Below are 13,128 nucleotides of genomic sequence, written 5' to 3'. Positions count from 1 at the left end.
GAGGTGAGGTTACGCCATCATTTTCTCCAGCTCCTTGATGCGCACGTCGTTGTTCACGGCGGTGGGCACCACCGTTACCACCACGTATTTGGAAGTGGGCGTGTTGCTGATTTTGGCCACGCTACCAATGGGCACCAGCGGGTTAGCCTCCGGGAAGTAAGCCGAAACGTTGCCTTTCGGGATGTCGTAGGGCACGGCCACGAACTTTTCTACCCGGCGCTGCTCGCCTTTGTAGTGGCTGGTGATGTCGATGAGGTCTTTGGCTTTGATGCCGCGGGCGGCCATGTCGGCCGGGTTCATGAACAGCACGCGGCGCTCGCCGTGCACGCCGCGGTACCGGTCGTTGTACTCGTAGATGGTGGTGTTGAATTGGTCGTGCGAGCGCACCGTCATCAGAATGAGCTGGTCGGGCTCCAGCTCGTACTTTTCCAGGGTAGTTTTGGTGAAGTGGGCCTTGCCGTCGGGCGTGGTGAACTTGCGTTCGCGCGGGCCGTTGGGCAGGTAAAACCCGCCCGGCTTGCGCAACTTCAGGTTAAACTCTTCGAAGCCGGGAATGACGCGGGCAATGTGGTCGCGGATGACGTCGTAATTCTCCGTCATGGCCACCCAGTCGCCCTTCAGCCGGCCGCCCAGCGTGGCGATGGCCACCCCGCTGATGATGGCCACCTCGCTGAGCTGGTCGCCGGCCAGGGGCACCAGAATGCCCTTGTTCTGGCTCACGATGCCCATCGAGTTTTCGCAGGAGGTCATTTGATGCCCCGATTTCTGCATGTCGATGTCGACGTGGGCGAAGGTGGGCAGCAGCAGGCTGGTTTCGCCGGTGGTAAGGTGGCCGCGGTTGAGCTTGGTGGCCACAAAAACGGTGAGTTTCTGCCGGCGCATGGCATCGGCAATCATCTCGGTGTCGGGGCCGGCGGCCAGCAGGTTGCCACCCAGGCTGAAGTACACCTTGGTGTGCCCCAGGCGCATGGCCTTGATGGATTCGACCACATCGAAGCCGTCCTTGGTGGGCGGCGTGAAGCCAAATTCCTTTTGCAGACCGTCGAGAAAGGTTTTGGGCATGCGCTCCCAGATGCCCATCGTGCGGTCGCCCTGCACGTTGGAGTGGCCGCGCACCGGGCAGGTGCCCGCGCCGGGCTTGCCGATAGCGCCCTTGAGGAGCTGCAAATTGACAATCTCCTGGATGGTTTGCACGCCCTGACGCTGCTGCGTGACGCCCATGGCCCAGCAGGTGATGATTTTCTGCTTGGTGGCAATGAGGTTGGCCGCTTCCAGCAGCTGGGCCCGGCTGATGCCGCTGATTTCCTCGATTTCTTCCCAACTGGTGCTCCGGATGTTCTGCTCAAACTCCGCGAAGCCCACGGTGAACTCATCGATGAATTTTTTGTCCACCACCTGGCCGGGGTTCAGGTCCTCGGCCTCAAACAGGTGCTTCATGATGCCGCGCAGCAAGGCCATGTCACCGTCGACGCGCACTTGCAGAAACACGTCGGTTATCGGAGTGCCGTCGCCCATGAGGGCCCCCAGCGCCCGGAGCGGATTCATGAAGTCCTGCGGGTTGCGGAAGTGGTTGAGGCCGGCTTCAATCAGCGGGTTCACGCTGATGATTTTGGCGCCGTTGCGCTTGGCCTTTTGCAGGGCCGAGAGCATCCGCGGGTGGTTGGTGCCGGGGTTCTGGCCAATGATGAGGATAACCTCGGCGTCGTGCAAGTCGTTGAGAGTCACCGAGCCTTTGCCCAGGCCCAGCGTGGGCGTGAGGGCCGAGCCGCTGCTTTCGTGGCACATATTGGAGCAGTCGGGCAGGTTATTGGTGCCGAACTGCCGGGCAAACAGCTGGAACAGAAACGCGGGCTCATTCGGGATTTTGCCCGAGGTGTAAAACACGGCTTCGTCGGGCGAATCCAGCGCGTTCAGCTCCCGGGCAATCAGGTCGAAGGCATCGGGCCAGGCAATGGGCGAGTAGTGGTTGTCGCCGGGGCGCTTCACCAGGGGGTGCGTGAGGCGGCCGGCGTTGTTCTGGTCGCGGTCGGTCATGCGCGAGAGTTCGGCCAGGCTGTACTTGGCAAAAAACTCGGGGCCGGCGGCGCGGTCGGCGGCGTCCGATGCGGTGGCTTTGGCGCCGTTCTCGCAGAACTCGGCCACCGAGCGGTGCTCGTCGGGGTCGGGCCAGGCGCAGCTGGAGCAGTCGAACCCATCTTTTTGGTTCAGGCCCAGCAGGGCCTTGGTGCCGCGCCCCACGCCGCCCTCCGTCCAGCTGAACTGCATGGACTTGATAACGGCCGTGACGCCGGCCGCCACCTTGGCCCGTTCTTCCAGCTTGAGGCCGGTAAGGGCTTCGGGCGGCTGCGCCAGAATGGGGTGCTCGTATTTGGCGTTGGCCACGTCGGGGGCCGGAATATGGGCGTGCACGTGCGTTCGGTTGGGGTCGGAGCGGTAGTGGTTGGGGGCCGGGGCGCTGCCTTGGTCGGGGCGCTCGCCGCTTTTGGGGGCGTTGTCTTCGGCGCCCTGCTGGTGGGTTTTGCCGGCTTTGCTCGGGTCGTTTTGCGGGGAGTCTTCCATCCTGAGGGTTGAGTTTTGAATGTTGAATGTGGCGTTTATAGAGCGTCAAGCTTATCGGGTTTCGGATACGCGCTGACTGGTTCGTCGCGCGCACTCAACATTCAAAACTCAACCCTCAACACTTCTTCAGTGTCGGCAATCCAGGTCCTTTTCAACCAGAATGCGGAGGTGCTGGTTTTCAGCCAGTGGCAAGTCGTGCGAAAAGCCGTTTTGGTCGGTTTCGACCCACGCCTTGGCCAGTGCGAACGGGACCAAGACCGTGAGCGCGCCCGGCTCGTAGTGCACCTGCACGGGTTCCACGTTGGGCAGCGTTTGGGCGGGCTCGGAGCCGCGCTCCAGGGCATAGGTGAGTCGCTGTTCGGGGTTGAGGCCAAAGTGTACCGCGCTTTCCACGCGACCGTTTTGGGCAAATTCCTGCACCTCGCCATCGGAGAGGCGCAGGCGGAGGGTGTCGTCTTCGATGCGTAGTTTCATAGGGGCAAGATTGGCGCTAAAAGTTTAACGGCTGGGCCCCGAAGCCGTTGCCGGAATTTAACATTGCTGGCAACTTTTCAGCCCGCACAGGGCGCGCAGGGTTGCGCAGAAGACGCAGCAGGTTCTGCGGGCACCATTGCGGCGCCCGTTACGCGCCAGCCGTGGCTGTAGATGTTGAACCGCTCGTTGCGCACGAAGCCCAGCACCGTCATGCCGAAGCTCCCGGCGGCTTGTACGGCCAGGCTGCTGGGTGCCCCCACGGCGGCCAGCACGCCAATGCCAGCCGCCGCCGCCTTCTGCACCAGCTCGAAGCTGACGCGGCCACTCACGAGCAAAATGTGCTGGTGCAAAGGCAGCCAGTCGGCCAGCAGGGCGGCGCCAATGACCTTGTCGAGGGCATTGTGCCGGCCCACGTCTTCGCGCAAGAGCAGCAATTCCCCTTCGGGCGTGAACAGCGCCGAGGCGTGCTGCCCACCCGTTTGCTCGAAGCCAGCCTGGGCCGCCCGCAGCCGCGCGGGCAGCTGATGAATCACAGCGGCGCGGACGTGCGGGCCATCGGCGGGCAGCACCGGACAGGAAGCGTTGCGCACGGCGTCGATGCTGGTTTTGCCGCACACGCCGCAGCTGGAGCTGGTGTAGAAGTGCCGCTCCATTGCCTGAAAATTGACCTGGACGTGGGCCGCCAACTCGGCGCGGACCACGTTGCCGGCTTCTTCGGCCTTCTGCACATCGGGGCAGGGAAGGATGCCCAGCAGGTCGGCTTTGGCCTGAATCAGGCCTTCGGTGAGCAGGAACCCGGCGGCCAGCTCCTCGTCGTGGCCGGGCGTGCGCATGGTCACGGACAGGGTGCGGTGCTGGCGCTGCCCGTCTGCCTCGTAGCCCACGCGGATTTCCAGCGGTTCCTCGGCAGCTAGTTGGTCGGAGGCCGGCACGGGCGGGCCGGAGCCGCTCACTTTTTGGATGCGGGCAAATTCATAGCTGGCGGCGGGGAGCAAGATGGCTGGTTGCATGAGCAAGGGCTTGGGTGGGCTTGTATAAGCACTGAAGGCGGAAACGGGTTTTGGTGTATGGTTACGCAGCTGGGCGGTCATGCAGAGCGGAGCGAAGCATCTCGCGTGCGCCGTTTGTCATCCTGAGCGCAGCGAAGGACCTTGTCACGGCTGCACCGATTGATTACTGCTAACCGTTCATCCGTGACAAGGTCCTTCGCTGCGCTCAGGATGACAGGCGTTTGATTTACTTACGCAGGCAAGATGCTGCGCTCTGCATGACGCTCTGCTACAATGATAAACACTGCTCTACCCGTACCACAGCCGCTATTTCGCTTGCTTTTCCCTTGTTGATTCCTGCCTTGACCCTTTCAGGCAACTTCGTGGCCCCAAACCCGGTAAGGAGCACAACAGTGGTTTGCGCAGCACGCAGCCCCCATATTTACCGCCATGGAAGGGTTAACGAAAATAGACGACCTCGGCAAGCCGCGCGTCGTGATTGTAGGGGGCGGCTTTGGCGGCCTGGAACTGGCCAAAACGCTGGCCGAGGCCCCGGTGCAGGTGGTTCTGATTGACCGCCAGAACTACCACACGTTTCAGCCGCTGCTCTACCAGGTAGCCACAGCCGGGCTCGACGAGGGCGACATCGTGTCGCCGTTTCGCAAGATTCTGGCGCCGCAGCCCAACTTCTATTTCCGGCTGGCCGAAGTCACCAGCATCGACACCACCGAGCAGGTAGTGGAAACCACCATCGGCAAGGTGCGCTACGACTTTCTGGTGGTGGCCACCGGGGCCGAACCCAACTACTTCGGCGATGCCGCGATGGCAAAAAATTCCATTGCCATCAAAAGCGTGGAAGAAGCCCTGGAGCTGCGCAACAGCATTCTCACCAATTTTGAGCAGGCCCTGCAACTCGGCGACCACGAGGCCATCAACAGTTTGCTCGATTTCGTGATTGTGGGCGGCGGCCCCACCGGCGTCGAAATTGCCGGGGCGCTGAGCGAGCTGCGCACCCACGTGTTCCCCAAGGACTACCGCGAGCTCGATTTCAAGGAAATGGACATTCACGTGGTGCAAAGCGGGCCGGTGCTGCTCAAGGGCATGTCGGCCAATGCCTCGGCGAAGTCCCTGGAATACCTGCAAGAGCTGGGCGTGCAGGTGTGGCTCGAAACGCGGGTGAAGTCCTACGACGGCTACACCGTGACGCTCAGCACCGGCCAGCAGCTCATTGCGCGCACGCTCATTTGGGCGGCGGGTGTGACGGGCGCGCCCATTCAGGGCCTGCGCGCCGACTGCCTGGTGCCCGGCAACCGCTACCTGGTGGACGGCTACAGCCGCATCCACGGCTACGAAAACGTGTTTGCCATTGGCGACATTGCCCTGATGAAAACCGCCGCCTACCCCGACGGCCACCCCATGGTGGCCCAGCCGGCCTTGCAGCAGGGCCGCCGCCTCGGCCAGAACATCAGCCGCCAGCTCAACGGCCAGCTGATGGAGACGTTCGAGTACCACGACAAGGGCGCCATGGCCACCATTGGCCGCAACCACGCCGTGGCCGACATCAAGCTGTTTGGCCGCGAATATCACCTCGACGGCTTCATTGCCTGGCTGGCCTGGAGCTTCATCCACGTCATTTCGCTGGTGGGCTTCCGCAACCGTCTGGCCGTATTTTTCACCTGGGGCTGGGACTATTTCACCCACGACAAGGGCCTGCGCTACATCATCGGCAAAACCAAAGCCCCCCTGGTGGAGCAGGACATGGAGGAAAAAGCCATTGTGTAGTGAGTGGTGAGTGGTGAGTGGTGAGTGAAAGAACGTCATGCTGAGCGCAGTCGAAGCATCTCTACCGCCAAAGTAAATATTTACTATCGCAGTAGAGATGCTTCGACTACGCTCAGCATGACGTTCTTGTTGGTCGTTCCAAAAGCACAGAGTTTCTCTTCCCATGCCCCTCCCCGCCGGCACCCTCAGCATTCTTTCCGATATGTTTGCGCCGGCGGTCCTGGTATCGGCTTGCGGCTCGCTCATCCTCACCACCTCCCAGCGCCTGAGCCGCAGCCTTGACCGCCAGCGCGCCGTGGCCCACAGCCTGCGCCACCACCAGCGCCAGGCTTCCCCCGAGCAGGCCCACCTGAAACGCCAGCTGTCCTTCGCCGCCCGCCGGGCCCGACTGCTTCAGCAGGCCATGACCGTGCTGCACCTCACGCTTGGCGTGTTCATCGCCAGCATCCTCAGCATCGGCGTGTTCGAGCTCACCCACAGCGCCGCCACCTGGCTCATCTCCGCCCTCAGCGTGCTGGGGGCCGGGCTGTTGCTCTACGCCAGCCTGCTCCTTATCCGCGAGTCGCGCCTCGCCGTGGCCGATGTGGCCGAGGAAACGGCGTACTTGCTGGAAGCGGAGTAGGGCGGGGTGCTACCGCAGGGCGTCAAGGCCTGCGCAGAAATACTGAAAGCTGGCCGACTCGTTTCGTGCTGGCGTTAGGTACTGGGCAATTAATTCTGCTGCTTCAACCTTGAGGTAGCGGTTGGGATAGTAGTCGCATTTCTGTAGTATCCGGTGCAAGGTTTTACACGTGTGCGGCAAGCCGTCAGAAGCTTGGTACTCGCCTTTGAAGTGGTTGGAATGCACCCGCGGAAAAGCCGCCGAAATGGCCTCCTTATCGCCCAAAAACCACGCTTCCAGCTCTGAAACTGCCAGCCGGGTTATTACTTTAAACGCCTGGCCAGCAGATGCTGCTTTTTTGCTAATGAGCCCAGCGTCGGCCACTATTTTTTCTAATTGCGCCTTGATTTTCCGGCAATCCCGGTCTGCATCCATCAGCACTATCACGCGTAAATCGGCCTCGAATAACATCCGGTTTGCATAGCTTTTCAGTCGGCGTGGTAGCTCAATCAACAATTCGTCCTTGCCCCGGTGCGGCACCGGACGCCAGGTATCGCCTTCCTGCAACAGCAGCGGCATGAGTTGCTTCAGCATAGCTGCTGCCGATGGTTCTTCTACCACTATTTCAACGTGCATCGGGGTTCGCTTTGAAAGGTGCCTGCGGGTCCCCTACGGTGAAGGTGTTGCTTGTCCATAAGTAGCCCAGCATCGAACCGTCCTCCGCCAGTTCCGGCACATTGGGCATATCGGCCGTGCGCGTGGCGTGGGCGTAGCCATCTGCCCCCCGGTACATCACCCATACCTGCTCCGGACTCAAAGCATCCAGTATCAGCGGCGAATGAGTGGTGACGAACAACTGCCGCTTTTCGGCCGCTTTCTCAAATTCTTCCGTTAGATGATACAGCAATTGCGGGTGCAATTCGTTTTCCGGTTCCTCAATTCCCAGCAGCCCTGTGGCGTTAGTTTCGTGCAGAAGCGTGAGCAGCGCTGCCAGCCGCATGGTGCCGCCCGACATGTATTGCGCCGGCAGTGGCTTTTCAAATTGCGCATCTTTGAAACGCAGCAAGATTCGCTCATCGGAAGTTATTTCCGGCACGACATCGGCCAGTCCCGGCACCCATTTCCGCAGTTGCGCCGTGATTTTGGCCAGCGTTTCCGGGTGCCTGGTGTGCAGGTAGTAGAGCACGTTGGGCAGGTTGTCGCCGTTGGGCGAAAGCTTTTCGCGCGGCCCCGCGTCGGAGTAGCCTTTTAGGTGGTCGTCGGTGAGGTGGACGTAGTGGTAGGAAGTCAAAGCATCTATGAGTTGACTTGTACCAGGGAATGCACTTCGTTTGATGTTTACATAGTAAATGAGAGAAGGGAACTGTCTTGATGGAAGCACATTTAGGAAAGGTTCTCTGCCTATTTCTTCTTGGTGCCGCGAACCAATTGAAACAATATTTAATCGGCCATTTTCTTCACGCAACGAAATTCCCATAGAACGAATAGCTTGTTTTTTGCTATTCAGCATTGTTAATCTTTCATCTAAGACATGGGGCTCAGAATTAAATTCTCCAATCTGTAAACGATACTTGAGTATTTGGTTTTGAAACCATAAGTCTACCTCAAACTCAATATCCCCCTCACTCCCCCGCGTCCGCATCCCCGCAAACCGGTTCCGCTTCTCCCAAGCCCCTATCAAGTTCCCCCGCACCGCTTCCGCCAGAAAATCCAGCGCGTCCAGCACGGTGGATTTGCCGCTGCCGTTCGGCCCAATCAGCACGGTGAGGGGCGTGAGGTCGCGAAACTCCACGTCACGCAGGGCGCGGTAGTTTTTGATGCGCAGGTAGGTGAGGCGGGGCACGGCCGGAGCCTGGGCGCGGGTGGGCATATGGAGCAATGTTTTCCACAAAGTAAGACGGTTTTCCGCACGAAAAAGACGCTCTTGGTTGGGAACACCTTTTTCGTGGAAGCATCTGACAACGCTGCCGCCGTCCCCTGCCGCTGGTGGTAAGACGCGGAGGACACGGCTAGCATCATAAGCGCCACCGCCGGCCCGGCGACGCTGGCAAAAGGTCGCCGGAAGCGCTGTGCGCGATGAGCGCCGACGTAAATGCGATGAAGAAATCCGCACGGGCCCATTCTTTCACTCGGGCCGGCATGTGGGCCAGCAGTGCTGCCACGCCCGAAAAACCCTAGCCCAGCCGTAGGCGCAAGCAACCAACTGTGTTTTTGTTATGAACAAACGCATATATTCTATACAGCCATTTACGCCCTCATTACATTCATCATTTACACAATCCAACTTGTCAGATTTTGCCGTAAGTTTCGCCCTAATCCCAAGGGATTTACTTTGTTAAAAGCTGAATGATATGACATCTTCTAATACTACTGTTTTGGAGCGTAGCAACGTAACCATTTCGGGTGCTTCGGGCCCCGGCACGCGCACCATCGTATTTTTGCACGGCTTGGGCGGCGACCAAAGCGACTGGCGTCTCGTAGCGCCCGCGTTCGAGGACGAATACCAAGTTGTGCTGCTTGACCTGGTAGGCGCCGGCAAATCGGACCTCACGGCGTATAGCCCCCTGAGTAAGCACAGCTCCCTGGCCGGCCACGCCGATGACCTGCTAGGAGTGCTAAGCGCCCTGGCCCTGCACGACATCGTTTTTGTCGGGCACTCGGTGGCCTCCATGATTGGCGTGATTGCGGCCGTGCGCGAGCCCCAGCGCTTTGCCAAAATGGTTCTGATTTCGCCGTCCCCGCGCTTTATCAATGAAGCAGGCTATGCCGGCGGCTTCGAGCAAAAGGACATCAACGAGCTATTGGCCGCCATGGAAGCCGACTACAACGGCTGGGCCCACGGCATCTCGCCGGTAATGATGGGTGCCAACGAAAGCCCCGAGCTGGTACTGGGCCTCACCAACAGCTTCGTGCGCACCAACCCCGAAATCGCCAAGCATTTCGCCCGCGTCACCTTCCTCTCCGACACCCGCTCCGAGCTGGGTTTCCTCACCATTCCCACGCTCATCGTGCAGTCGGCCCACGACGTTATCGCGCCCCTGGCCGTGGGCCACTACATCAACGAGCAGCTCGCCGATAGCCGCATGGTGGTGGTCGAAACCGGCGGCCATTGCCCCCACCTCAGCGCCCCCCAGGAAACCCTTTCCGCCATGGACCACTTCCTGCACCACGAAACCGTGCTGTAGAGCGGTTAGCAAAAGGAACGTCCTGCTGAGCACAGCCGAAGCATCTCTACCGCAGCAGTAATCATTTTTTAGACCGTCATGCTGAGCGCAGCCGAAGCATCTCGCGTGCCTAGGTAATTCAATCGTTGAACGGCATCGATTACTTACGCGGTAGAGATGCTTCGGCTGCGCTCAGCAGGACGGGCTAAAAGTGGATTGCCACCCCACGCGAGATGCTTCGGCTACGCTCAGCATGACGTTCCTTTTTTAGGACTTACGCAGTTGAAGCCCCAGCGGGGCGGCATATTGGTAGTAAGTTATTCATTATGCAATGGCAAAGCCCCGGCGGGGCGACACTCGCCAAGCACTCAACCGAGTGTCGCCCCGCTGGGGCTTTCTCCCCAACATCAGCCAGTTACTATCGAGATGGCGCCCCGCTGGGGCTGCAACTGCGTAAGTCCTATTTTTATTCACCGGTTTTACCTTGCCATTACAGCCGGAGGCTGAATGCCAGCGGCTCAATTAGCCACTGCCGCGCGGTGCTGCGGTAGGTGGCCCGCACGCCCGCTTCGATGGGCGTGCGGAGCCGCAGCACGTTGAAGAGCACCAGCGCATCGAGGCCCACATTGCGGTAGTTGAGCTGGGCGGTGGTGCCGCGGGAGTCGTTGCCCTGGGCTACGTCGCCGAAGATATCGGCCCGGAGGCGCTGCACGTAGAGCCAGCGCCCCAACTCCCAATGCGTGAAGGCCAAGGGCAGGTTGTAATCGAAGCTGGCCACAGCCAGGCGGTCGAAGCTGGTGTAGCCCTCGCCCCGCGGAAACGACACGGCCGGCGCAAAGCGGTACTGGAATTGGTCCTGCCACTGGTAGCCGCCCCGTAGGCGCATGGCGTGGTTGCGGGCCAGCCCCGGCAAATACACGGCGGCCTGCGCGGCCCACTGCGAGGCATCGAGCCCGGTGCCAAAGGGCGTGGTGCGCCACGTACCCAGGAAAGTACCGCCCCATTTGGGCGCTACGCTGCGGGCGCTGCGCTTGAGCTGGGTAGCATAGGCCAGGGTGGTTTGCACGGCATTCAGGGGCGTATTGGGGCCTACTTCGGCGTAGCTGAGCCGGCCCGGCAGGTTGTAGTTGTACACCTGCTCGTGCAGGAAATACGTGCCCAGCGACAGCGCCTGCAGGTACTTGGAATGGGTGAGATTGAGCGGCAGGCGCAGCCCCGCCGTGAGGCGCGTGTACTGCCATTGGTCGCGCAGCACCTCGCCCTTGTAGAGCACCGACACGTCGCGCCCGCCGTAGGTCACGTCCGCGTCCAGCACCGGATAGCGGCCCTGGTAGCTCAGCGCGCCCGTCACGCTGAAGGTGCGTTCCGTCTGGTCGTAGCCCAGGCCGGCGAATACCTGCGTGGTGTTTAGCAAGTCCTGGGAGCGCACGCCCACGCTCACGGCGTTGCCGCTGGGGCTCTGCACCACCCCGTAGCTGAACAGGTTGAAAGCGTGCGCCAGCGGCGAGTAGCGCCTCACCCCATAGCGCGGCGCGGCCGAATCGGGCCGCGCCAGCAGTCGCGCCACGCTTTTTCCGGCGGGCTCCTGAGCCGTAAGTGTTTCGGCGTAGGGACCGGGAATGTCGGCCGTGGCGGTGGGCACGCGCACCCAGGCCGTGGTGTCAAGGGGCATTTCAACCACCCGCGCCCCGGTGGCCCGGTAGTCGTGGAAGGCCAGCGTACGCCCATCAGGCGCTACGGCCGCGTGGTAGGCGCCAAAAGGTCGCACCGTGACGCGGTAGGTTTGGCCGGTGCGGGTGCTCACGGCGTTCAGGTTATCAATGCCCGTTTGGGCCGAATTGTAGAGCACGAAATCGCGCCAGGGCTGGGGGTTGGCCAGGTTCACGTTGGCCACGGGCAGCAGGGCTTTGGCGGTGCCGGTGGCCGGGTCGAACACAGCAATGGTTTTGCCGGCGGCGCTGAGAACCACGCTCACAATGCGCTGGTCATCGGAGTGCCAACGGGGCTGCTGGTAGAAGTCGTTGGCGGGGTTGGGCAGCACCTGGAGTTCGGCGCCGGTTTGGGCATCCAGCACTACCAATTCGTGGTGATACCTGGGAGTTTCGCGCACGGCCACAATGCGTCGGCCGTCGGGCGAGAGGGCAGCCGTGGTGTAACGCTGCCCCCGCCCAATGCGGGTGAGGCGGCCGGTTTGCAGGTCCAGCACCTTCAGCTCGGACGCTATGCGCTGGCCCCAGCGGGCGTGCTGCTGGAACTCCGGCCACACGGCCTTGCCCCCGTTCACCGACAGCATTTCGGGTAAGTTGAGCTGGCCGGGCGTGAACACTTGCCGCTCGCTGCCGTGCCGGCTGAGCAGGACGAACTGCGGGATGCAGTCGAAACCGGATTTCAGCACCAGCACCGTGCTATCGGTCACGTACTGTGGGTATTGGTACTGGGTAAATACCTTACCCGGCGCCTGTTGCCGTATTTCCCGCACGGCGGTCACGGGGGGCTGCTCGCGCTGTTGCACCCACCACAGCGAGTCGATTTCCGCCATGCTGCGCTCGTACACCTGCTCCACCCGCAGGCCGATGGTGCGCTTAATAGCGTTGGAAAACGAGAAGGGATAAAACGGAAACCGGTAGTACTTGTCCAGCACCTCCGACCAGATGGACGGGCCGTAGTGCACCTTCAGGTAGGAGGTCATGAAGTAACCCAGCACGTACCAGTCGGGCACGTTGTCGCGCAGGGAGCCATTCACGGCCTTCTGGTAACTGTAGTTGAAGCCGCTGTGCAGGTTGGCCCGCAGGCCCACGTTGAAGTTGGGAATGCGCCCGCGCCCGCTGCGCGTCAGGGCGGTTTCGGTGCCCACGGCGTCGCCCTCGAAAAACCATTGCGGCACGCCCACGGCCGCCACGCCCAGCGCGCCGTCGCCCAGCAGCGGGTTCAGCACGCGGCCTATCCCCTGCCGGGCCTTTTCGAACTGCCCCACGTGCCGAAACTCGTGTACCGCCAGCCCATCGAGCCAGTCCACGGTGCCCAGCCCGAAGCCCTGCTGCGGGGTAGTGAAAAATTCGGCGTGGCGCGGCAAAAACGTCACGAAGCCGTTGCTGACGGTGGTTTGGTTCTGCATCACCACCGCAATGGGGCGCGGGTTCACGCCGAGCGTGGCTACGTCGGGGCCGTGCAGCTGCTCCAGTCGGGCGGCGGTGCGCTGCGCCGCCGTGTCGATGCCGCCCGCATAAATCACCCGAAAATGCGGCGTGCGCACTTCCTGCCAGCGTAGGCCCGGCGGGTTTTGGGAGAGGACGGGCAGGCTTTGGGCATGGGCCGGGGTGACGAGGAGCAGGCTCAACAGCAACAGCAGCAACAGCAGCAACAGCAGCAACAGACGATGCATGAGCGGCGGGTGGAGGGGTTTAACGGAAGACTAAAGAACGGCATACGGCGTCACCTCACCCCCGGCCCCTCTCCCCCGGGGAGGGGGCGGGGGGGAGGGGAGGGCCGGGACGGTTGCGCGGATTTTATTCGCCTAGGCCTTTCTCTGTTCCCCCCGAAAACCCCCTGTTTTTCTCCC

At 61.5% G+C, this 13,128-nt stretch carries 9 protein-coding genes; 3 read left to right on the top strand and 6 right to left on the bottom strand.

The features are described from left to right. Positions 1-9: 9 nt before the first annotated feature. The 3 genes from JKL48_RS11930 to fdhD form a co-directional block, all read right to left on the bottom strand. Entirely contained in the window at positions 10-2,559 is a 2,550-nt protein-coding gene (locus tag JKL48_RS11930; RefSeq protein WP_201982655.1) for an FdhF/YdeP family oxidoreductase, read from the bottom strand. A 126-nt stretch (positions 2,560-2,685) separates the two neighbouring features. After that, entirely contained in the window at positions 2,686-3,033 is a 348-nt protein-coding gene (locus JKL48_RS11925) for a DUF7009 family protein (RefSeq protein ID WP_201982654.1), read from the bottom strand. Between the two features lie 77 nt (positions 3,034-3,110). After that, a complete protein-coding gene (fdhD, locus tag JKL48_RS11920) occupies positions 3,111-4,043 on the bottom strand; it encodes a formate dehydrogenase accessory sulfurtransferase FdhD (RefSeq protein ID WP_201982653.1) in 933 nt (310 codons plus the stop codon). A 429-nt stretch (positions 4,044-4,472) separates the two neighbouring features. Here fdhD and JKL48_RS11915 point away from each other — a divergent pair, with 429 nt between their 5' ends. Together JKL48_RS11915 and JKL48_RS11910 are read left to right on the top strand one after the other, a co-directional pair. Next, positions 4,473-5,804, top strand: a complete 1,332-nt coding sequence (locus JKL48_RS11915; protein ID WP_201982651.1) for an NAD(P)/FAD-dependent oxidoreductase — start codon at positions 4,473-4,475, stop codon at positions 5,802-5,804. 163 nt (positions 5,805-5,967) lie between these two features. After that, on the top strand, positions 5,968-6,426 hold the full coding sequence (locus JKL48_RS11910) for a DUF2721 domain-containing protein (RefSeq protein WP_201982649.1): 459 nt from the start codon (positions 5,968-5,970) through the stop codon (positions 6,424-6,426). Between the two features lie 9 nt (positions 6,427-6,435). Here the strand turns inward: JKL48_RS11910 and JKL48_RS11905 are convergent, their stop codons facing one another. Both JKL48_RS11905 and JKL48_RS11900 read right to left on the bottom strand, forming a co-directional pair. After that, positions 6,436-7,041: a DUF4276 family protein gene (locus tag JKL48_RS11905; RefSeq protein ID WP_262895997.1), complete on the bottom strand. Its 606-nt coding sequence runs from the start codon at positions 7,039-7,041 to the stop codon at positions 6,436-6,438. Further along, positions 7,031-8,275, bottom strand: a complete 1,245-nt coding sequence (locus JKL48_RS11900) for an AAA family ATPase (RefSeq protein WP_201982644.1) — start codon at positions 8,273-8,275, stop codon at positions 7,031-7,033. The genes JKL48_RS11905 and JKL48_RS11900 overlap by 11 nt, the downstream gene beginning before the upstream one ends. Before the next feature lie 481 nt (positions 8,276-8,756). Between JKL48_RS11900 and JKL48_RS11895 the strand changes: the two genes are divergently transcribed. After that, positions 8,757-9,590, top strand: a complete 834-nt coding sequence (locus tag JKL48_RS11895) for an alpha/beta fold hydrolase (protein ID WP_201982643.1) — start codon at positions 8,757-8,759, stop codon at positions 9,588-9,590. 469 nt (positions 9,591-10,059) lie between these two features. Here JKL48_RS11895 and JKL48_RS11890 read toward each other — a convergent pair whose 3' ends face one another. Beyond that, positions 10,060-12,951 (bottom strand): TolB family protein, encoded by a 2,892-nt coding sequence (locus JKL48_RS11890; RefSeq protein ID WP_236668751.1) that lies wholly within the window; start codon positions 12,949-12,951, stop codon positions 10,060-10,062. Between the last annotated feature and the right edge of the window lie 177 nt (positions 12,952-13,128).

The sequence above is a fragment of the Hymenobacter rubidus genome, from assembly GCF_016734815.1.
Lineage (GTDB): Bacteria > Bacteroidota > Bacteroidia > Cytophagales > Hymenobacteraceae > Hymenobacter > Hymenobacter rubidus.
The sequence above is the reverse complement of the archived record's forward strand: the minus strand, read 5'-3'. Positions and strand labels throughout refer to the sequence as shown.